Raw genomic sequence first — 19,315 nt, 5'->3', positions numbered from 1 at the left:
TCCTGCCTAGTCGACACAAATAGCGAAGGAAAGGAGCAAGAGCAATGGCAGGAAAAGTCCATGAATTGAAGACCTGGCCGGAATATTTCCGCGCAGTTGTATCGCCAACCGTTCGCAAAAGAAAGACGGTAGAAATCCGCAAGGATGATAGGGGGTTCGAAGTAGGAGATACGTTGCGATTGCTTGAATTCGACCCTGAAAAGAGCGAGTACACCGGATGGGAAGCGGTTGTAACGGTGTCGCATTGCCTACGCGGTCAACCCTGGGTCCCTGATGACTATGTCGCGTTGTCTATTATTCTGGAAGACGTTAGCACAGGGTGAACGTGCTGCACATTTCGAAAATGGAGCGCCAGAAGGGAGGTTCAGTTTGTACCCGTCAATGTACGACCTTTACAACCGTAAAGCGGGCGTTACGCCATGCCGGATAGGTAATTGCGAAATATTCGTCAACTTCAATCGCTATAATAAGCCGTTTATCCGGGTAAATGTTTACCCTGAAAAATCTAAGACTTTCCCTTTTACGAGGCGGGGCTACAAGCAGGCGATTGAATTCTTGAAAGGTGGTGATGAAACTGAACGATCAGGATCTGCTGATCCGCAAATTTGATCTTATGCGGATCCGCTGGGGCATAGAAAACGGCCGGGTGCCATGCCGTGACGAAGCAACGCGTGACGGAGCGCTGTGGTGGTTGAATCAAGAAATCGAAGCCCTGGAAAAAGAAAAACAGCCTCTCGCGGGGTAGTAGCCCGGGAAGCTGCAAAACCAATCTCTCTGAGGTCAGTTTAGCTGACCGGAAAGGAAAAAGCAATGAAGAAATACGACTTTGCGAAAGCCAAGCGCCTGATTGAAGAGAACCAAGAACATATTCAGGATGCTTATCTCGGAATGTACGAGGACTGGTTCTGGACGGGCGAAGAGGTTTTCAACGATGAAGATGGGTTCACGGTGAATCTTGATTCCGTGGAGACGATTGCCGGTATTTCTGGTTCTTCATGGGCGACACCTTGCCTTCGCGTATCTTTAAAAAGCGGGGCGGATAAATGCATCGCTTGTTTCGTAGATGATGGGGCTCCAAAGTCAGGAGGTATTCCTTTTGCTTTAGGAGTTCTGTCGGGCCCGGTTCAGGACAATATGCCGCAGCTTGAGGAGGATTTGGTCTTATGAAATCTACCGGAATTGTACGTCGTATCGACGATTTGGGCCGTGTAGTCATCCCTATGGAGCTCCGCCGGACGCTAGGGATCTCAGAAGGCGATCCGCTCGAGATCTTTGTGGACGGGGATAAGATCATCCTTCGTAAGTATCAGCCTGGGTGCTGTATCTGCGGCAGTATTGAAGAATTGAAGTCGTTTCACGGTAAGGCCATTTGCGCGGAGTGCATCGCCAAAGCCGCTAAGCTTTAAGCTATTAATTTCATTATAGGAGGACTCATACATGTCTAATCTCGTACCGATTCAAATCACCCTGCAGGCTGCCACGGCAGCCGATGCTAAGCAGCTTGTGCAGGATCTAGCCGGCACTATGTCCGGCATGGCGGAAGCTCGTATTCCGGCATCGACTGAGGTGTCTACGATTGCTCCTGCCGTGCAAGAAACCATGTCACAACAGCCGCAGCAGTTCACGCCGCCAAGCGCACCGACGCAAGCTCCACAACAGAAATATGCGGCCCCGGCCGTGCCTATCGCTCAACCCGGACCGGCTGCGCCACCTGCGCCCCCGGCAGGAGCTGTGCCGACCTCTACACCAAGCTACACGATGGAACAACTCGGGGTCGCCGCACAGCCGCTGGTTGATGCTGGCCGCGGGGCGGAGCTGGTAGGTTGGCTGCAACAACATGGTGTCTCCGCGTTGACCCAGCTGCCTAAAGAGCAATACGGGGAGTTCGCGACATTCCTCCGGAGCTTGGGGGCCTCGATATGATCGAAATCGCACATGCTGAGCGAGCTCATGCCCTGCTGTCTCCCAGCGGGGCCCACCGTTGGCTCCACTGTACGCCGAGCGCCCGCCTTGAAGAGACGTTGCCGGACACGGAGAGTGAGGCAGCCAAACGCGGCACGCTGGCTCACGAAATCGCGGAGCTGAAGCTTCGGAAGGCGCTCACGGATAAGATGCCGACACGGACTTACAACTCCGCGCTGAAAAAATTCAAGGCTCATGAGCTATATGAGCCGATCATGGACGATCACACTGACATCTATCTCGAATATGTCCAAAAGGTGGTTCACGCGTTCCCTTCTCCGCCTTTCGTGGCGATCGAACGTCGCGTCGATATCTCCGACTATGTGCCGGAGTGCTCCGGTACCAGTGACTGTATCGTGATCGGGGGTGGCCATCTGCACGTGATCGACTACAAAAACGGTCAGGGCGTGCCGGTGGCAGCCGAGAACAACCCGCAGATGAAACTATACGCGTTAGGGGCAGTGAAAGAATTTTCCCTGCTGTTCCCGATCGAAACGGTCCACCTTGCAATCGTGCAACCGAAGGTTTGGGACCAGCCATCTGAGTGGACTTTGTCTGCCGCGGACCTGCTTGCCTGGGGCGAGTCGATTAAGCCGATTGCCCAAGCGGCATTTAAGGGTGAGGGAGAATATACCATCGGCGAACATTGCGGCTTCTGCCGGGCGAAGGCGACCTGCCGAGCTCGAGTTGAGCACATGCTGGAAGCCGGTAGCAGAGCCCCGCTCAAGCCACCACTGATCGGGTGGGATGAAGTGGGCGACGTACTCCGGCAAGCTGAAGGGATCGTCAGTTGGTATACCGATCTTAAGAAGCAGGCCCTTGCCGAAGTACTTAAAGGCGGCCGGGTCGCTGGCTGGAAAGCTGTCGAAGGCCGAGGGGGTCGAGATTATGCCGACTTGGATGCTGCTTTCGCTCACCTGAAGGAAAACGGTATTGACGAAGCCGTGCTGTATGAGCGCAAGCCGTTGACTCCGCCGCAGCTTGAAAAAGCTCTATCCAAGCCGGTCTACAAGAAGCTGCTCGAAGAACCAGGGCACGTTATCAACCGGTCGGGGGCTCCGACGTTGGTGCCTGAATCAGACAAACGGCCGGCAATCACCGACCAAGTTAAGCCGGAGGACGTGTTCCAGAAGGAGGCATAGGCGGTGGGCGAAATCGCTGAGTACTACACTGACATGATGGCATCTGGCCGCTGGTCAAGCGGCACAATTCGAGAAAAGGGGAAACGACAAATGGCAAATGAAGCGACAAACGTAACGACGGGACAAGTTAGACTGAGCTTTGTGCATCTTTTTCAACCACATGCAAACCAACCAGGGCAGGAGCCCAAGTACAGCACAACGATCTTGATCCCAAAATCTGACGTGGCAACGATGCAGCGAATCAACGCGGCTATCGAGGCGGCGGCCCAGAAGGGCGTGGCCGGTATTTGGAACGGTGCGCGTCCTCCGCAGTTGAAGACGCCAATCTGGGATGGTGACGGTGTACGTCAAAACGGGGAGCCGTTTGGACCAGAGTGCAAAGGCCATTGGGTTCTGACGGCCAGCAGCAAACAACAACAGGCGATTGTTGACGTGAATCTTAACCCTATCATTAACCAATCCGAAGTGTACAGCGGAATGTATGCTCGTGTGAATATTAATTTCTTCCCGTTTTCCAACAGCGGTAACCGTGGGATCGGTGCAGGGCTTGGTCCGGTACAGAAGCTGGCCGACGGGGAACCACTCGGCGGTCGGGTTACCGCAGAGCAGGCTTTTGGCGGTAACGGTGGCGGCGTAGGGTACGCCCCGGCACCGGCACCGCAGGGTTGGGAGCAGGCCGCGCCGCCGCAGCAGTTTGGTCAACAGCCACCGGTTGCACCGCCGACGTACCAGCAACCTCCACAACCGGGCTATGGGCAAACTCCGCAGCCTCCGGCTCAGCCGCCACAACAAATTGATCCTATTACCGGCAAGCCAATCAACGGTGGAGTATGGGGCATCTAAGAGTAGACAGAGGGGTTCTTTTAGAGCCCCTTTCTCTTTCTCAGAAGGGAGGTTGCCATGGGGCATTTATCAATTGACCTTGAAACATACAGTAGCGTAGGCATCAAGAAATCAGGCCTTTATAAATACGTTCAGTCTCCGGACTTTGAAATACTGCTATTCGCTTACTCTTGGGATGGGCAACCTGTGCGGATCGTCGATCTGAAGCGCGGAGAGACCATACCGGAGGAAGTATGCAGGGCTTTGTTTGATCCTTGGGTAGTGAAACACGCTTATAACGCTGCTTTTGAATGGTACTGCTTGAGTAAGCATTTCGCTGTTGCCGATCCGCTAGGCTGGCTTGCGCAGTGGCGTTGTACTCAGATCCACGGTCTATATCTCGGTTATCCAGCAGGATTGGCCGCTCTGGGGGAAGCCTTGGGCCTGCCGTCGGACAAGAAGAAGATGGGCATCGGCGGCGCGCTGATCCGCACATTCTGCGTGCCGTGCAAGCCGACCAAGGCAAACGGAGGGCGCACCCGAACGCTCCCGCACCACGAACCGGAGAAGTGGGATCTGTTCAAGCAGTACTGCGTCGGTGACGTCGTGGCTGAGATGGAGATCCTTAAGCGGCTGTCTATATTCCCGGTACCTGAAAAGGAATGGCGACTCTGGCAGCTTGACCAAAAGATCAATGTACGCGGAATTGCTTGCGATTTGGAGCTTGTGGAGGGGGCGTTGGCCGTTGACGAGCAGATCACCTCGGAGTTGATGACAGAAGCGGTGCAACTCTCTGGTCTTGATAACCCGAAATCCGTTCAGCAGCTCAAAAAATGGCTGACTGAGGAGATCGGGGAGGAGGTTGAGGACTTACGAAAGGACACCGTCTCAAATTTGATTAAGACGGTGGACGTGGGTAAGGCTCGACGTATGCTGGAGATTCGCCAGGAGCTCAGCAAGACCAGCGTTAAGAAGTATCAGGCTATGCGGACAGTTGCTTGTGAGGATGGCCGGGTGCGCGGGTTGCTCCAATTTTACGGGGCGAACCGGACGGGGCGCTGGGCCGGACGACTGGTGCAGGTTCACAACCTGACTAAAAACAAAATGGCTTTGGAATTGCTGAAGCTTGCCCGGCAACTTGTTCGGGAGCGTAAGGTCGAAATGCTCAAGTTGATTTTTGGAAGTGTGCCCGATACGCTTTCGCAGCTCATTCGTACCGCGTTTGTAGCGCCAGAGGGTAAGCAGCTCCTTGTGGCCGACTTCAACGCGATCGAGGCCCGCGTCATCGCCTGGCTGGCCGGAGAACAATGGAGGCTCGACGTATTCGCTTCTCATGGCAAGATTTATGAAGCATCAGCATCTCAGATGTTCGGCGTGCCAATCGAGTCTATTGGCAAGGACAGCGACCTGAGACAAAAAGGGAAGGTTTCGGAGCTGGCGCTAGGGTACCAAGGCGCTGCCGGCGCGCTTATCAACATGGGGGCCCTCGACATGGGCTTGAAGGAAGAAGAGCTGCCAGAGATCGTCATGCGGTGGCGTAACGCGAACCGGCGTATCGTCGATCTGTGGTTCAGCTTTGAAGCCGCGGCGATTGAGGTCATGGAAACCGGGCAACCGGTAGGCGTGCGTGGGATCATCTTCGCAAGAGAGAGTCATCACGAAAGTGGTCTGGATTTCTTCACGATCCAGCTGCCAAGTGGACGGAAACTCTACTATGTGAAGCCGTCACTTGCACAGAATGACTTCGGGAAGCAGGCGCTTCACTATATGGGGCCGGATCAAAAGACTGGCAAATGGACAAAGATCAGCACCTACGGGGGCAAGCTCGTCGAGAACGTGGTGCAGGCGATCGCCCGGGACTGTCTGGCTGAGTCACTGCTTCGCGCGGATCAGGCGGGGTATGAGACGGTACTGCACGTACACGACGAGATTGGTGTTGAGTCCGCTAAGGGAGAGGAGCTGGACCGCGTGCTGGATTTGATGGCCCAGCCGATCGAATGGGCGCCGGGACTACCGCTAAAGGCTGCAGGGTTTGCGACTGAATTTTATATGAAGGATTGATACCTTATGGAATATTCAATTAATGAAAGAGCTCGAGATGCATTAAGCCGTCTTGCTGCAATGCCGGGTATGGCTCAGGTTAAGGAGCAAGTCGAACAAATGGTCCAATACCGCCGGATCGCAGAGCTTCGTAAACAGAACCGGCTTAAGGCTCAACCCCAAACGAATCATATGGTCTTTCTAGGCAATCCAGGAACGGGAAAAACTACAGCTGCTCGTCTGATCGGGGAGGCCTTTGCCGAAATCGGCCTGTTGAAACGCCAGAATGGTAGCGTCCCATTTGTTGAAATCAGCCACGGAACCATAACTGACTCCCTTGTTGGCGCTTCTGAAAAGAAGGTGGCCAGCAAATTTAAGGAAGCCCGGGGTGGTGTCTTGTTTATCGATGAAGCCTATGCCTTTATCGGCAAAGCAGAACACCGGCATGATGACAAAGTGATCGCAACAATGGTGCAACTCATCGAGGATATGCGCGACGAGATCGTCGTGATCGCAGCTGGCTACCCAAAGAATATGGCTGAATTCCTTTCATTTAACCCCGGGTTAGCTTCTAGGTTCCCGACGACGATTCATTTTCCGGATTATGACGTGCCTGATTTGATCAGAATCGCTCATCAGATGTTGCTGGAGCAGGAGTATCAACCGTCGTCGGACTACTTGGAGGCGTTGGCTAGCGTTCTATGGATAGAGAAGTCCCGACCGGACTTCGGTAACGCTCGAACGGTTCGGAATCATGTCGAGCGATCGATCCGCCGGCAGGCAATAAGGGTTTCGAAGATGCAGCAGCCCTCGCGTAAGGACCTGGCCTCGCTAACCGCACAGGATCTTGTGGCCTCTCCTCATGGTCTCGCTGACTCCGAACGCGAAGCCCTGATTAAGATAATTCGAGAAGCCCAAAGCCGACTACTGAAATTGGATCTAAACGCAATCATAAGCGCTAATTAGGTGGTGAAAAGCGTGAAATATATCGCTCAATGCCCCCGATGTAACCAGAAATTCGAGATAGCACAACCGCCAAAGGATCGCATCAAATGCGAATGCGGCGCGACTATGCAAGTATACACCAGCTACACAATGACACCGGAAGAAAGGGCTAAATATCAGGCATTGCCAGCCCCGGACAAAACTGAGAAGCGACCTGTAGGGGTTCGCATAGCAGCTCAGGAGTTGCGAAACCGAGAAAAGCCAAAGGAGGCTAAGTTCATGGCACCAATAAAAGAAGGACCAAAATGCGGACTGACAAGGGAAATCCTGATTGAACAAGTAGCAAAGGGAGAAACCTTATCCAGCATCGAACGGGCTTGGGGTATGAAATACAACACGATCCACAACTGGGTGAGAAAATGGGGGCTGAAAGGAATCACGGCGGAAAAGGCGCGGGCCCTTCTTGATCAAAACACACAGCCCACTCCAGTGGAACCCGAGCCGGAACTGCTCCGGGAGAAGAATACTGTTCAACGGCCAGCAACAGAGCTGGAGCTGCTTAATAAGGCTGATCAGGAGATCGAACGACTGACAATGGAAGTGGAAAAGCTGACACACGAGCGTGACCAGCTTCTAACGAACCAAGCATCCTGGAAAGAACAAGAGGAAACCCTTCTCCGGTTGATTGAGGATCTGAAGGCTGAACTGCCCGATACCAAAGCTCCTGTCACAGCGACGCTTGAGAGCGATCCCGTTAATCATCCTCCTCATTATACCCGCGGCGGCATTGAGTGCATCGAAGCAATCGAGGCGGCGACGGTCGGACTTGATGGCCCAGAGGCTTACAGCACGGGAGCAGCGATCAAGTACCTGTGGCGTTGGAAATGGAAGAACGGCATCGAGGATCTCAAAAAGGCGCAGTGGTATCTGGACCGGTTGATCGGGGGCGCATCGTGATGAAATGGGAAGCTTTTGAGTGTGAGACTTGCAAGCAGCGTTTCGCGCTGGAGCAGAAGCCAGGAGACGAGATCGAGGAGCCGCTTTGCCCAAGTTGTGCAGGATGGTACTGTTCCCCTATCGAGGTCGAGGTAGAAGCACTGAAATAGCTTAGCAGGAGGCAGGCGTCATGCAATTTAACAGACAATTAACCGTATCCGCCGCCGGCAGCCGGCACAGCACGAATTGGCAGCCGCAGATGATCTACTGGTCCGAGCTGGTGGAGCGCCTGCGGACGGCGACACGTGGCACCGAGACGCTGGCGCAGTACCTGGCGATGCCAAAGAGCCAGCAGGACGATCTGAAGGACGTCGGGGGCTTCGTCGCCGGGGCCCTCGCCGGCGGCCGGCGGAAGGCCGGGGCGGTGACCGGGCGCGACGTGATTACACTCGACCTAGACAACATCCCTGCCGGCGGTACGGCGGACGTGCTGCGCCGGCTGGATGGTCTCGGTTGCGCTTATGCAGTCTACAGTACTCGCAAGCACGAGGAGGCCAAGCCTCGGCTGCGGGTACTGGTGCCGCTCGATCGGACTGTCACAGCCGACGAATATGAGCCGCTGGCCCGCAAACTGGCGGCAATCATTGGGATTGAGCTGTGTGACCCGACGACGTTTCAGGTTGCTCGTCTGATGTACTGGCCGAGCTGCTGTGCCGACAGCCAATACGTCTTTACTTATGGTGATAAACCGTTCCTATCCGCTGATGGCGTGCTTGCTATGTATGCGGACTGGCGCAACATCGCGGAGTGGCCACAGGTTCCCGGGACCAACCAAGCACATGTCCGGATGGCTGCGAAACAAGGCGACCCGACCACCAAGCCCGGTGTCGTTGGGGCGTTCTGCCGAGTTTACAACATCTATGCCGCTATGGAGAAGTTCTTGCCCGGGATCTATGTCCCGACCGATGACGGCAGCGGCCGTTATACGTACGTGGGCGGCTCCACCACGGGCGGTGCGATCGTGTACGATGACGGTCAATTCCTCTACAGCCACCACGCGACAGACCCGTGCAGCGGTCGCCTGGTGAATGCCTTCGATCTGGTCCGGCTGCATAAATTCGGCGACCAGGACGACGAAGCGAAGCCGGGGACGCCGACGAATAAGCTGCCGAGCTACGTTGCTATGACGGCGTTTGCGATGGAGCAAGAGGCAGTTGCAGGGCTGCTGATGGCTGAGCGGTATGAAAAGGCCGTCGCGGGGTTTCAGGACGCCGCTGCGGCGGAAGCGCTGGCGGCGCCGGATGATCTGGACTGGATGAAGAAACTTGAGATCAACAGCAACGGTATGTACCTCAAAACGGTCGACAACGTGCTGATCGTGCTAGAAAACGATCCCGCGCTGAAGGGAAAAATCGCTTTTGATGAGTTCGCAAACCGGGGGCTTGTGCTCGGCCCACTCCCGTGGGATGCACGAACAGAGCGGAGGCCATGGGGTACCAGCGACGACGCTGGCATTTATCACTACATTGAGAAAGTTTATGGTATTGCCGTTGAGACAAAAATCAATAACGCCCTGACGCTCGTTTCCCATAAAAACCGCTTCAACGACGTGCGGCAATACCTAGAAGGCCTGAAATGGGATGGAGTGCCTCGTCTTGATACGGTATTAACAGACTATCTAGGCGCAGAGGACAACGTTTACACCCGGGCAGTGGCCCGCAAATCGCTGACGGCTGCTGTCGCTCGTGCCATGCAGCCCGGAATCAAATATGACTATATGCCGATCTTGGCCGGTCCGCAGGGGCTCGGGAAGTCGACCTTCCTGCGGCTGCTGGGAAAGAACTGGTACAGCGACAGCCTGACGACATTCGAAGGGAAAGAGGCCTGTGAGATGATACAGGGCATTTGGATCAACGAGGTCGGCGAGCTGACGGGGATGAGTAAATCCGAGAGTAACGCCGTTAAGCAGTTCCTCAGCCGGACGGAGGACATTTACCGGGAAGCCTACGGGAAGCGCACCATGCCGTACCCACGGCGCTGTGTATTCTTTGGGACAACGAACGACAGCGAATTCCTGCGAGACCGGACCGGGAACCGGCGCTTTTGGCCGGTGGACGTCGGGATCTTGAAGCCGACAAAGAGCGTCTTTCGGGATCTGGAGTGCGAAGTTGACCAAATTTATGCGGAGGCCTTTGTACGTTGGCAACTTGGCGAGGCTCTATATTTGACCGGAGAGGCTGAAGAGCTCAGCAAACATCAGCAGGAGGCTCACAGGGAAAGCAGCGCTAAAGAGGGGATCATCCGGGCATTCGTAGAGCGGCCAGTTCCGGACGACTGGCAAAAACGTGATATCCCTTCGAGACTGATGTACTGGAGCGGAGAGTTTGGGAAGCCCCATGAAGGGGAGGCAGGGCCCCGGGACCGGATATGCGCCGCAGAGATTTGGTGTGAATGCTTCCGATCGGACATTAAATTTATGAAGCAGACGGACACCCGGGAGATAAATGGTATTTTGGCCTCGATACCCGGGTGGGAAGAGTACCGAGGAAGGTTTGGGCCTTATGAATTCCAGCGGGGATTTAAACGGAAATCGAGTTGACAATGTTGACAAGCAGGGCGTGACACTTTGAGAAGTGGCAACAAAGGCAATGTGACAGTTCCGATAAGTGACAACATCAGTGTCAACTTAAGTGTCAAAGCCAATAGGCCTTATAAAATCTATATTTACATTACTTAATTGACACTGTTGACACTTAATTAACTAAATAAGAATAACAAAGAGAATATAGAATTTAGGGACTTATATATAACGCCTAATCCGCCTAATTTATAAAAAAGTTACGCGTGTACGGGCGCGCACGCGTAACACATCTTGAGGAGGTTTGTCAAGTGAGAGAACGAGACATAGAAGCTTATTTGCGGGAGAGGGTCAAAGCGGTGGGAGGTTGGGCCCCGAAGTGGACATCCCCTGGGAACAGCGGAGTGCCCGACAGGATCGTGTTCTTTCCCGGGGGGTGTATCGTATTCGTTGAGCTGAAAGCCCCGGGAGAAAAACCGCGACCGCTGCAGCTGGCGCAGCATAAACGAATCAAGTCGTACCAGCAGGATGTCCGGGTGATCGATAGCCGGGAGCAAGTAGATGCTTTGATCCAGGAGTGTATGGATTTATGGATGCATTGAGCGAGAAAAAGAAGTTTGTCCCGCATGATTATCAGCGGTATTGCATTAACCGGCTATTGGCTGACGAGGCCCTAGGGTTATTTTTGGACATGGGCCTGGGCAAGACCGTCATCACCCTTACAGCTATCAATGATTTGAAGTATAACCGTTTTGCTATCCGCCGGGCTTTGGTGGTGGCGCCGAAGAAAGTGGCAGAGGCCACCTGGAGCAACGAGGCGGCCAAGTGGCAGCATCTGCAGCATCTTCGGATTATTCCGGTGCTGGGAAACCAGCAGAAGCGGATCCGAGCACTGAATACGCCCGGTGATATCTGGGTCATCAATAGGGACAACGTGGCTTGGCTGGTGGAATATTACCGGAACGCTTGGCCGTTTGACATGGTAGTTCTGGATGAACTCTCTAGCTTTAAAAACCATCAGGCGAAGCGGTTTAAGGTGCTGACCTGGGTACGGCCTCACATTCGCCGGATCGTCGGTCTGACCGGGACGCCGGCACCAAACGGATTACTTGACCTGTGGGCGCAGATCAATCTACTGGATCAAGGAGAGCGGCTGGAAAAACGGATCACGCACTATCGCGAAAAGTATTTCGAGCGGAATTATAACGGATTTGGGTATATCGCCAAGCCAGGAGCTGACGAAGTCATTCAACGCAAGATCGCAGACCTTTGCATCAGCATGAAAGCAGAGGATTACCTGGAGCTGCCGGACGCTATCACGAATGTGATTCCGGTTGTCTTGGACGACAAGGCACAAAAACAGTACAAGCAGATGGAGAAGGAACTACTGTTGGAGATCGACGAGGAAACTGAGATCACCGCAACGAGTGCAGCTGTGTTAACAGGTAAGCTGCTACAGCTTTGTAACGGAGCGTTGTATGACGGCGATCGAAACGTCCATGAAATTCACGATTGCAAAATCGAGGCATTCATGGAGCTGATCGAGCAGTTGAACGGAAAGCCGGCGCTGGTGTTTTACAGTTATCAGCATGACCGGGATCGGATCCATAAGGCGCTGGAGAAATCAGGACTCCGGATCCGCGACTTAAAAACACCAGAGGATCAGTTGGATTGGAACGCTGGAAAGATCGATATTCTCTTGGCGCACCCGGCCAGCGCGGCCTATGGGCTTAACTTACAGGACGGTGGAAATCACGTTGTTTGGTTTGGTTTAACTTGGTCGCTAGAGCTGTATGAGCAGGCAAATGGTCGTCTACATCGCCAAGGCCAAAAGCAAAAAGTAATTCTGCATCACCTGGTCGTTCAGGGAGGAGCGGATGAGGACGTGATGGCGGCGTTGGAAGCTAAAGCAACGACGCAGGATAAACTTTTGGAAGCCCTGAAAGTCCGAGCCGAGAAGATCAAGGCTGAAGGGAGATGATCCGGACATGAACAGAGCTGAAAAACGCAAAGCAGCCAAAGAGCTTAAGCGGCTAAAGCCTAAAGACTTTTGGGCAGCCCAGAATGAGATTCACACCCGGGCCTACGCCATGGCTGAGCGACATTACGGCGAAGCGATGGACATCGTTCTGACGCCGAAGCAGAAAGCGGCTGTCGTGGCGAAAGCCAGGGAAATCCGGGAACTGTGGGACGGGATCCACGCGGTGACGGTGGATGTAACAGAAGCGGAAGTGTTTGATTCAGGAGAGGGGTGATAGCTATGTCGAGCCAGACAAAACTTAGAAGAGGAACATTTCAGCATGTTGAATCAGAAATTTATGTCTACCACGAGACTAAAAAAGAGATTCTGAGGCTGAAAAATGAGATACTTCACAGTCAAGGTAAAAACGATGACGAGAACGTCGGTGGGGGCCGCAGCAATCTTCCGGGCGACCCCACAGGACGGACAGCAGTGCTTTTGACTAGCCATAAAAAGCTAGAACAGCTGCAGGCGATTGTGGATGCGATTGAATCAGTGTATGCCGCACTCCCGGCTGAGAAGCAAAAATTAGTTCAAGTTCGTTACTGGACGCGTCCGCAGCTATTGACTTGGGATGGGGTAGCAAAGGAATGTTATGTGAGCCGAAGAACAGCAATTAATTGGCGCGATGAAATTGTTCAATCGGTAGCTGCTAAAATTGGCTGGAGATAAGATTGCACGTCAGTTGCACTTTTCGCCTCAAAAATCATGATATTATGCTAGTGTGGAGAAAAAAAATAAAGACGCGGCTGACAATAACCTCAGGTTGTTAGGCGGTCGCGCCTTTAGTTTTTGTCTGAACAGCATTCTCTCCCGTCTCTCTATTTTGCCCCCAATGGGGTAGCAGCGCGTCGGTTCGATTCCGGCTCACGGCGAGAATGGGCGATGCTATCGGTGGTTCGAATCCACCTGGGGCATTTAATTCGCCTTTTGGTTACTCCTTCTTTAGCCGGTGCCTTCGGGTGCCGGTATTTTATTTGCAAAGAAATAAGCCCGAATGGGCTCGGGCTTATTTGGTCAATTAGAATCTTGGAAGACTTAACAGGTTGTCCGTCGTGGTGTTATTCGCTTTTGTCCGGATGTAGGCGGGTCTGCCGTATGGGTGAACGGTCTCGACATAGGCTTTAGTGTTCCAGGGTCCATGAGTATAAAAGTATTCATGGCCACCGTCGATGTAACGGACCACTTCCTCCCGCGTTTCTACAGTTCCACCGGAGAGCATAACATGAGTAATATGTTCAGTGTTGGAACCCCACGGGTCTGACAAGCGAATATGTGTAATTTGATACGATGCCATATGACTTTTCACCTCCTTCTATATACCTATACGGTATATTTTGGAAATAGTTTCGCTAGGCTAAGGGTTAAGGAGTGATGAACTGATGATTGTGGGAGATTGGGCCTTTGCCTTACACGAAGGGACTAAAATTACTGGATATGTCACGGGAATTAATTCCGGACAGGTGGATCTTTTTGTTACAAATCCTAAAGGATACGGGCCTGTTACAATGCCGGTTTCAGAGGTTGGGATCCATGGAGCTCCCGTTGTTTGGCCTGATGATATTCCGGCCATGATTGACTTATCACTCATGATTAGAGACGAAGATTGGTTTAGGCATTGGATGTATGAATTAAGTTTGTGGAAGCCGATAGAGTCGTTTATGAGTCGCCGATAGGTGGCTTTTTCTTTTTGCAAAACCAACACAACGCCGGGGGTGGTGATGATGTAGATGGCGGAAACACGCGTGTTAGCCGAACAGGATTATATGTCCGGTATGAAATATAAAGACATTGCCGATAAATACGGCGTATCCCTAAATACCGTGAAGAGCTGGAAGCAGCGGCATGGCTGGGACCGGAAAAAGGGTGCACACAAACAAAAAAGTGTGCGCACAAATAAAGGCGGCGCCCCGCCGGGTAACCAAAACGCCAAAGGCAACCGCGGAGGACCAGGCGGTCCGCCGCGAAACAGCAAGGCGGTTAAGCACGGGCTGTTTCAGAAGTACCTCCCGCCGGAGTCTTTGGAGATCTTGGAGCAGCTGCAGACCCGCTCCCCGCTCGACATCGTTTGGGACAACATTATGATTCAGTATACGGCCATCATTCGGGCGCAGCAGATCATGTACGTTAAGGATCGGGACGACAAGACGGTCGAGCGGGTTGAGGAAAAGAGCGGGAACGTCTTCGGTGAGCGCTGGGAAGTGCAGCAAGCCTGGGATAAGCAAGCGACGTTCCTGCAAGCCCAGAGCAGGGCTATGGGGACGCTGCAGAGCCTTATTCGGCAATATGACGAGCTGTTAAAAACAGATATGGCTACCGAGGAGCAGCAACTGAGGATTAAGAAGCTTAAAGGCGAGGTTGAGAAGATTAACAACGAATCGAATCCAGAAGTCGTTGTGTTTAGGGATGATCTGCATGAGTAAAGAAATTAGCTTGCAGCAGACCGTCGGAAAGGGATATTCCGACTTTTGGCGTTTCAAAGGTCGTTACCGTGTTGTTAAGGGTGGTCGCGGATCCAAGAAGAGTGTCACGAGTGCATTATGGATCCCATACAACATGATGAAGATGCCGCTGGCGAATACTCTCGTTCTCCGTAAGACATTTAACACGCACAAAGACAGCACCTGGGCACAGCTCAAATGGGCTGTTAATCGGCTGGGAGTCGCGCACCTCTGGAACTTCAAAAAGAGCCCCTTGGAGGCTATATACAAGCCTACAGGACAGAAGATATTGTTCCGGGGCCTCGATGATCCGATGTCGATCACCTCTATCACGGTGGACACCGGCTATTTGTGTTGGGCCTGGTTCGAGGAAGCCTACCAGATCATGAACGAGGACGATTTTGACAAAGTGGATATGTCGATTCGGGGCGAGATGCCAGATGGGTACTTCAAACAATTGACGCTGACATTTAACCCTTGGAATGAAAAGCACTGGTTAAAGAGCCGCTTTTTCGACAACCCGGATCCCGATACGTTAGCCCTGACGACGACATATCGGTGTAACGAGTTCCTGGGTGACGATGATCGCGCACGGTTTGAGTGGATGAGGGAATATAAACCGAAACGCTACCGAGTTGAAGGGGAAGGAAATTGGGGGATTGCCGAAGGAGCGATATTCGAGGATTGGCGTGAGGAGGATTTCGATCATCGCGCGATCGCTAAGCTGCCTGGCTACCGAGCGGTATTCGGCCTAGATTTCGGGTATACCAACGACCCAACAGCCCTGGTGGCAGCCCTAGTAAATAAGGACGAGAAGAAGCTTTATATCTTTGATGAGCACTATGAACATGGTATGACGAACAACGACATCGCTTCGATGATCAAGTCCAAGGGGTACGCCAAAGAACGTATAATCGCCGATTCTTCGGAGCCTAAGTCCATCGACGAGATTCGTAGCCTAGGTATTGGTCGGATTAGGGCGGCCGAGAAAGGCGGAGACAGTGTCAAGGTCGGTATTCAGTACCTTCAGCAATACGAAATCATTGTTCATAAATTCCGCTGCCCGAATGTCAGCATTGAGTTATCCAGCTATGTTTGGGATCAAAACAAGGCGGGAAAATTCCTGAACAAGCCGGTTGATGATTTTAACCATACGATCGACGCGCTAAGGTATGCCATGGAGCAGATCCGGCAACCAAGTGGTGTTTCGTTCGAGTAAAGAGAAAGGAGGAGCCCATGAACACCCTACATGAAATACTTGAGAACCTGGACCGCAACGCGCCGATGAGCATTGACGAGATCGTCCAGGAGGAAGTGAAGGCCTGGATGAGTTCCGATGAACGCAAGCTGATGCTGACTGGCCAAGCGTATTACCGGGTCAAGAATGACATCCTGAACCGGACGCGGAAGGCGATCGGCCCCGACGGTAAGCTGACGCAGGTGCATAACCTGGCGGACAACCGGATCCCGCACGGCTTTGTCCGGAAACTGGTGGATCAGAAGGTCGGGTATCTCCTGTCAAAGCCATTTCTGGCTCGTACTGACGAAGCCAGCTATCAGGCGCAGCTCGACAATTACTTTGACCAAGGTTTTAGGCGCCTGCTGAAGAACCTTGGCAAAAATGCGATTAACAGCGGTAAGGCGTGGGTGCAAGTTTACTATAACGAGGCTGGGGAACTGGCGTTTCAGCTGATCCCGAGCGAGGAGATCATCCCACTGTGGCGTGATTCCGCTCATACGGAGCTTGATGCGGTGATCCGGATTTATGATCAAATCGTCTATGTGGCCAAGACCAAGAAGACAATCGCTAAAATAGAGTTCTGGAACAAAGACGGGGTGCGTCGATATGAGAGCGAGGCCGGCGATTTCCGATTCATTGATTTTGCTGCTCATTTCTCGTTGGTCGCAGATGAGGAGCAGCCATACAACTGGGAGCGGGTGCCGTTTATTTGTTTCAAGTACAACGGCGAGGAGCAGCCGCTGATCGATATCATCAAGCGCCAGGTGGACGACTACGATAGCAAGATCAGCGACAATGCCAACAACCTGGAGGATCTACCCAATAGCCTGTATGTGGTCAAGGACTACGATGGGACAAGCGCGTCTGAGTTCCGGCGTAATCTGGCAATCTACCGTGTAGCCTTTGTGAAAGGTACCGGCGGCATTGAGTCGATCAGCCTTGATATCGACACCGAAGCACACAAGGCGCATATCGCGCAGTTACGCAAAGATATTTATGAATTTGGTCGCGGCGTGGATACGCAGTCGGAACGGTTCGGCAATTCGCCGAGCGGCATCGCGCTCAAACATCTGTATGCGGATCTTGACCTGGATGCAAACGACATGGAGTCCGAATTCCAGGCCTCTCTTGAACAGCTGCTTTGGTTTATCGATCAGCACATATATAACTCGACGGGTAAGGATTATTCCAATACACCGGTCGAGTTTATTTTTAACCGGGACATCACGATCAATGAGACCGAGGCGGTCACCAACGCCCGAAACAGCGTGGGGGTGATCAGCAATCGTACGATCTTGGCCAACCATCCGTGGGTTACGAGCGTCGAGGATGAGGAGGCGCAGATCAAGCAGGAGCGGGAGGCTGAGATGGAACAGTACCCGGAGCTGACCGGAGGCGAGGCGGGCGACGACGATGAAACAAGCTGAATACTGGCGGAAACGTGCTGAGATCAACGCCCGAGCCGAGCATGCCAAAGCGGACTTGTACATCAATCAGCTTACGAAGGAGTACCGCAAATCGGTTAATACTATCGTCAGGGATATTGAAGCCTTTTACGCTCGGTATGCCAACGAAAATCAGGTCTCGATGGTCGAGGCGAAGAAGCAACTGGAGAAGGGCGAGCTGGCGGAGTTTAAAATGACGTTGGAGGATTTCACGGCTAAGGCTAAGGACAACGCTGATGGGCGATGGACACAGCAGCTGAACAATGTCTATTACCGGACGCGGATCAGCCGATACGAGGCGCTGCTGACCCAGATCAGGCATGAGCTTGAAATGCTGACTGGACGGCAACAGGTGGGCTTCCGGGGGCTGCTGAGTGGCAATTATACGGATTCCTATTACCGTACCCTCTTTGACATTCAGCGGGGCACGGGTTTCGGAACGACGTTCGCCGCGGTGGATGATGAGCGGCTCGAAAAGGTGCTCTATACCGATTGGGCCGGAAGCAATTTCTCCAAGCGGATATGGGGAAACCGGGACAAGTTGGCGCGAGAGCTTCAAACTAACCTGTCACAAGCGTTTATCCGCGGGGATAGCCTGGATAAGGTGGTCAGGACCCTGCGTGACCGCTTCGAGGTTTCCAAGTCGAACGCCGCGCGCTTGGTACGCACCGAAAGCGCCCACATTGCCGCTGAAGGAACCTATGACGGCTACAAAGCCAGCGGGGTGGTTAAGCAGTATCAATTCCTCGCTACACTTGATTTACGCACGAGTGAGATTTGCCGGAGCATGGATGACCGCATATTTGATCTGTCTGAGAAGGAAGTCGGAATCAACTGGCCGCCGCTGCATGCGAATTGTCGCAGTACAACCGTGGCCTATTTTGATGATGACGAGGACTTGGGTGAGCGGATCGCGCGGGATCTGGACGGCAAGACCTACACAGTGCCGGGCGACATGAAATACGCGGACTGGTACCAGAAGCATGTTGTGGAGCGATACGGCGCAGCAGAGGCGGAAGCTGCGCAGAAGAAGATCACCAACGAGTCGAGTGATAAAGCGCAATTTGAACGATACAAGAAGATCCTTGGCTCCGACGCTCCAAAATCATTTTCCGCTTTCCAAGATTTGAAGTATACTGATGGTGAGGGATGGCGACGGTTAAATGCCGATTATCGTAAGCTGAATGCCTACGACAAGATAACGACTAATGAGCCACAAATCACCGCTGACCTGCAGGAGATATCGGACCGGACTGGTACCGAAATGGTCGGCTTGGAATATCGCCTTAAGACCAAAGCATCCTACTTGCGCAAAGTGAATTCGGACAGCAAGAACAGCCTTGACGCCAAGGTGATCGGAGAAACCATATCCGGGACGAATGATGTCATCCGCTACACTTACCAGGCTGCCGGCGACAAGCTGGTGCAATCCTATTTCAGCGTTGTACGCGAGATGGAGGCCAAGGGTTATTCAACCTTCAAGCTCAAGAATACCTGGAGGGATAAGCGTAACCCATACCGTGGCATCAATGTGATTTTCACAAGTCCAAACGGTCAGAGGTTCGAGGTTCAATTCCATACACCTGAAAGCTTCGAGCTGAAAAACGGGCCTTTGCATAAGCTCTATGAGGAGTTCCGTCTGGACAGCACGACACCGGAGCGGAGAGTCGAGCTGACAAGAGAGATGTTTGTTCTATCATCGAAACTGGTCGTACCGAAGGACATCGATAAAATCAAGTGAGGA

The 19,315-nt window shown here is 53.0% G+C and carries 21 protein-coding genes; 20 read left to right on the top strand and 1 reads right to left on the bottom strand.

The genetic code is table 11. The annotated features are described in order from the left end of the window. Window positions 1-44: 44 nt before the first annotated feature. The 15 genes from BN3795_RS20945 (at window position 45) to BN3795_RS20880 (ending at window position 13,117) form a co-directional block, all read left to right on the top strand. On the top strand, window positions 45-323 hold the full coding sequence (locus BN3795_RS20945) for a DUF3850 domain-containing protein (protein ID WP_068786643.1): 279 nt from the start codon (window positions 45-47) through the stop codon (window positions 321-323). Between the two features lie 245 nt (window positions 324-568). Then, window positions 569-745 carry a hypothetical protein gene (locus BN3795_RS25675; RefSeq protein WP_198524787.1) on the top strand — a complete coding sequence of 59 codons (177 nt, stop codon included), beginning with the start codon at window positions 569-571 and terminating at the stop codon, window positions 743-745. 65 nt (window positions 746-810) lie between these two features. Further along, window positions 811-1,167 carry a hypothetical protein gene (locus BN3795_RS20940; RefSeq protein WP_068786642.1) on the top strand — a complete coding sequence of 119 codons (357 nt, stop codon included), beginning with the start codon at window positions 811-813 and terminating at the stop codon, window positions 1,165-1,167. Beyond that, on the top strand, window positions 1,164-1,406 hold the full coding sequence (locus BN3795_RS20935) for an AbrB/MazE/SpoVT family DNA-binding domain-containing protein (protein ID WP_068786641.1): 243 nt from the start codon (window positions 1,164-1,166) through the stop codon (window positions 1,404-1,406). The genes BN3795_RS20940 and BN3795_RS20935 overlap by 4 nt, the downstream gene beginning before the upstream one ends. Window positions 1,407-1,437: 31 nt before the next feature. Then, a complete protein-coding gene (locus tag BN3795_RS20930; RefSeq protein WP_068786640.1) occupies window positions 1,438-1,923 on the top strand; it encodes a superantigen-like protein SSL4 in 486 nt (161 codons plus the stop codon). Beyond that, window positions 1,920-3,104: a DUF2800 domain-containing protein gene (locus BN3795_RS20925; protein WP_068786639.1), complete on the top strand. Its 1,185-nt coding sequence runs from the start codon at window positions 1,920-1,922 to the stop codon at window positions 3,102-3,104. The genes BN3795_RS20930 and BN3795_RS20925 overlap by 4 nt, the downstream gene beginning before the upstream one ends. A gap of 33 nt (window positions 3,105-3,137) precedes the next feature. Then, entirely contained in the window at window positions 3,138-3,947 is an 810-nt protein-coding gene (locus BN3795_RS26100) for a DUF2815 family protein (RefSeq protein ID WP_332835617.1), read from the top strand. 57 nt (window positions 3,948-4,004) lie between these two features. Then, window positions 4,005-5,987, top strand: a complete 1,983-nt coding sequence (locus tag BN3795_RS20915) for a DNA polymerase (RefSeq protein WP_068786638.1) — start codon at window positions 4,005-4,007, stop codon at window positions 5,985-5,987. Between the two features lie 6 nt (window positions 5,988-5,993). After that, a complete protein-coding gene (locus tag BN3795_RS20910) occupies window positions 5,994-6,932 on the top strand; it encodes an AAA family ATPase (protein ID WP_068786637.1) in 939 nt (312 codons plus the stop codon). 258 nt (window positions 6,933-7,190) lie between these two features. Beyond that, window positions 7,191-7,868, top strand: coding sequence for a DUF3310 domain-containing protein (locus BN3795_RS25985; RefSeq protein WP_232729998.1), 678 nt, complete (start codon window positions 7,191-7,193; stop codon window positions 7,866-7,868). Between the two features lie 169 nt (window positions 7,869-8,037). Then, a complete protein-coding gene (locus tag BN3795_RS20900) occupies window positions 8,038-10,446 on the top strand; it encodes a virulence-associated E family protein (protein ID WP_068786636.1) in 2,409 nt (802 codons plus the stop codon). Window positions 10,447-10,736: 290 nt separating this feature from the next. Continuing rightward, window positions 10,737-11,027, top strand: a complete 291-nt coding sequence (locus BN3795_RS20895; RefSeq protein WP_068786635.1) for a PDDEXK family nuclease — start codon at window positions 10,737-10,739, stop codon at window positions 11,025-11,027. After that, window positions 11,015-12,406: a DEAD/DEAH box helicase gene (locus BN3795_RS20890; protein WP_068786634.1), complete on the top strand. Its 1,392-nt coding sequence runs from the start codon at window positions 11,015-11,017 to the stop codon at window positions 12,404-12,406. The genes BN3795_RS20895 and BN3795_RS20890 overlap by 13 nt, the downstream gene beginning before the upstream one ends. Before the next feature lie 7 nt (window positions 12,407-12,413). Continuing rightward, window positions 12,414-12,680 carry a hypothetical protein gene (locus BN3795_RS20885; protein WP_068786633.1) on the top strand — a complete coding sequence of 89 codons (267 nt, stop codon included), beginning with the start codon at window positions 12,414-12,416 and terminating at the stop codon, window positions 12,678-12,680. Between the two features lie 5 nt (window positions 12,681-12,685). Then, window positions 12,686-13,117 carry a transcriptional regulator gene (locus tag BN3795_RS20880; protein WP_068786632.1) on the top strand — a complete coding sequence of 144 codons (432 nt, stop codon included), beginning with the start codon at window positions 12,686-12,688 and terminating at the stop codon, window positions 13,115-13,117. A 349-nt stretch (window positions 13,118-13,466) separates the two neighbouring features. On the opposite strand, the gene BN3795_RS20875 is transcribed toward BN3795_RS20880, so the two are convergent. Next, complete coding sequence (locus tag BN3795_RS20875) at window positions 13,467-13,742, bottom strand: DUF3892 domain-containing protein (RefSeq protein ID WP_068786631.1); 276 nt, start codon at window positions 13,740-13,742, stop codon at window positions 13,467-13,469. A gap of 85 nt (window positions 13,743-13,827) precedes the next feature. On the opposite strand from BN3795_RS20875, the gene BN3795_RS20870 reads away from it, so the two are divergent. The 5 genes from BN3795_RS20870 to BN3795_RS25195 are packed head-to-tail and all read left to right on the top strand — an operon-like array spanning window position 13,828 to window position 19,312. Further along, entirely contained in the window at window positions 13,828-14,121 is a 294-nt protein-coding gene (locus tag BN3795_RS20870) for a hypothetical protein (RefSeq protein WP_068786630.1), read from the top strand. Between the two features lie 54 nt (window positions 14,122-14,175). Further along, complete coding sequence (gene terS / locus BN3795_RS20865; RefSeq protein ID WP_068786629.1) at window positions 14,176-14,868, top strand: phage terminase small subunit; 693 nt, start codon at window positions 14,176-14,178, stop codon at window positions 14,866-14,868. Beyond that, window positions 14,861-16,105 (top strand): PBSX family phage terminase large subunit, encoded by a 1,245-nt coding sequence (locus BN3795_RS20860; protein WP_068786628.1) that lies wholly within the window; start codon window positions 14,861-14,863, stop codon window positions 16,103-16,105. The genes terS and BN3795_RS20860 overlap by 8 nt, the downstream gene beginning before the upstream one ends. 17 nt (window positions 16,106-16,122) lie before the next feature. Continuing rightward, entirely contained in the window at window positions 16,123-17,553 is a 1,431-nt protein-coding gene (locus BN3795_RS20855; RefSeq protein ID WP_068786627.1) for a phage portal protein, read from the top strand. Then, complete coding sequence (locus BN3795_RS25195) at window positions 17,540-19,312, top strand: minor capsid protein (RefSeq protein ID WP_110945283.1); 1,773 nt, start codon at window positions 17,540-17,542, stop codon at window positions 19,310-19,312. Before BN3795_RS20855 ends, BN3795_RS25195 begins: the two co-directional genes overlap by 14 nt. Window positions 19,313-19,315: the final 3 nt, after the last annotated feature.

It is taken from the genome of Paenibacillus phocaeensis, from assembly GCF_900021165.1.
Classification (GTDB): domain Bacteria; phylum Bacillota; class Bacilli; order Paenibacillales; family Paenibacillaceae; genus Fontibacillus; species Fontibacillus phocaensis.
This window is presented reverse-complemented; position numbering and strand designations above follow the sequence as displayed.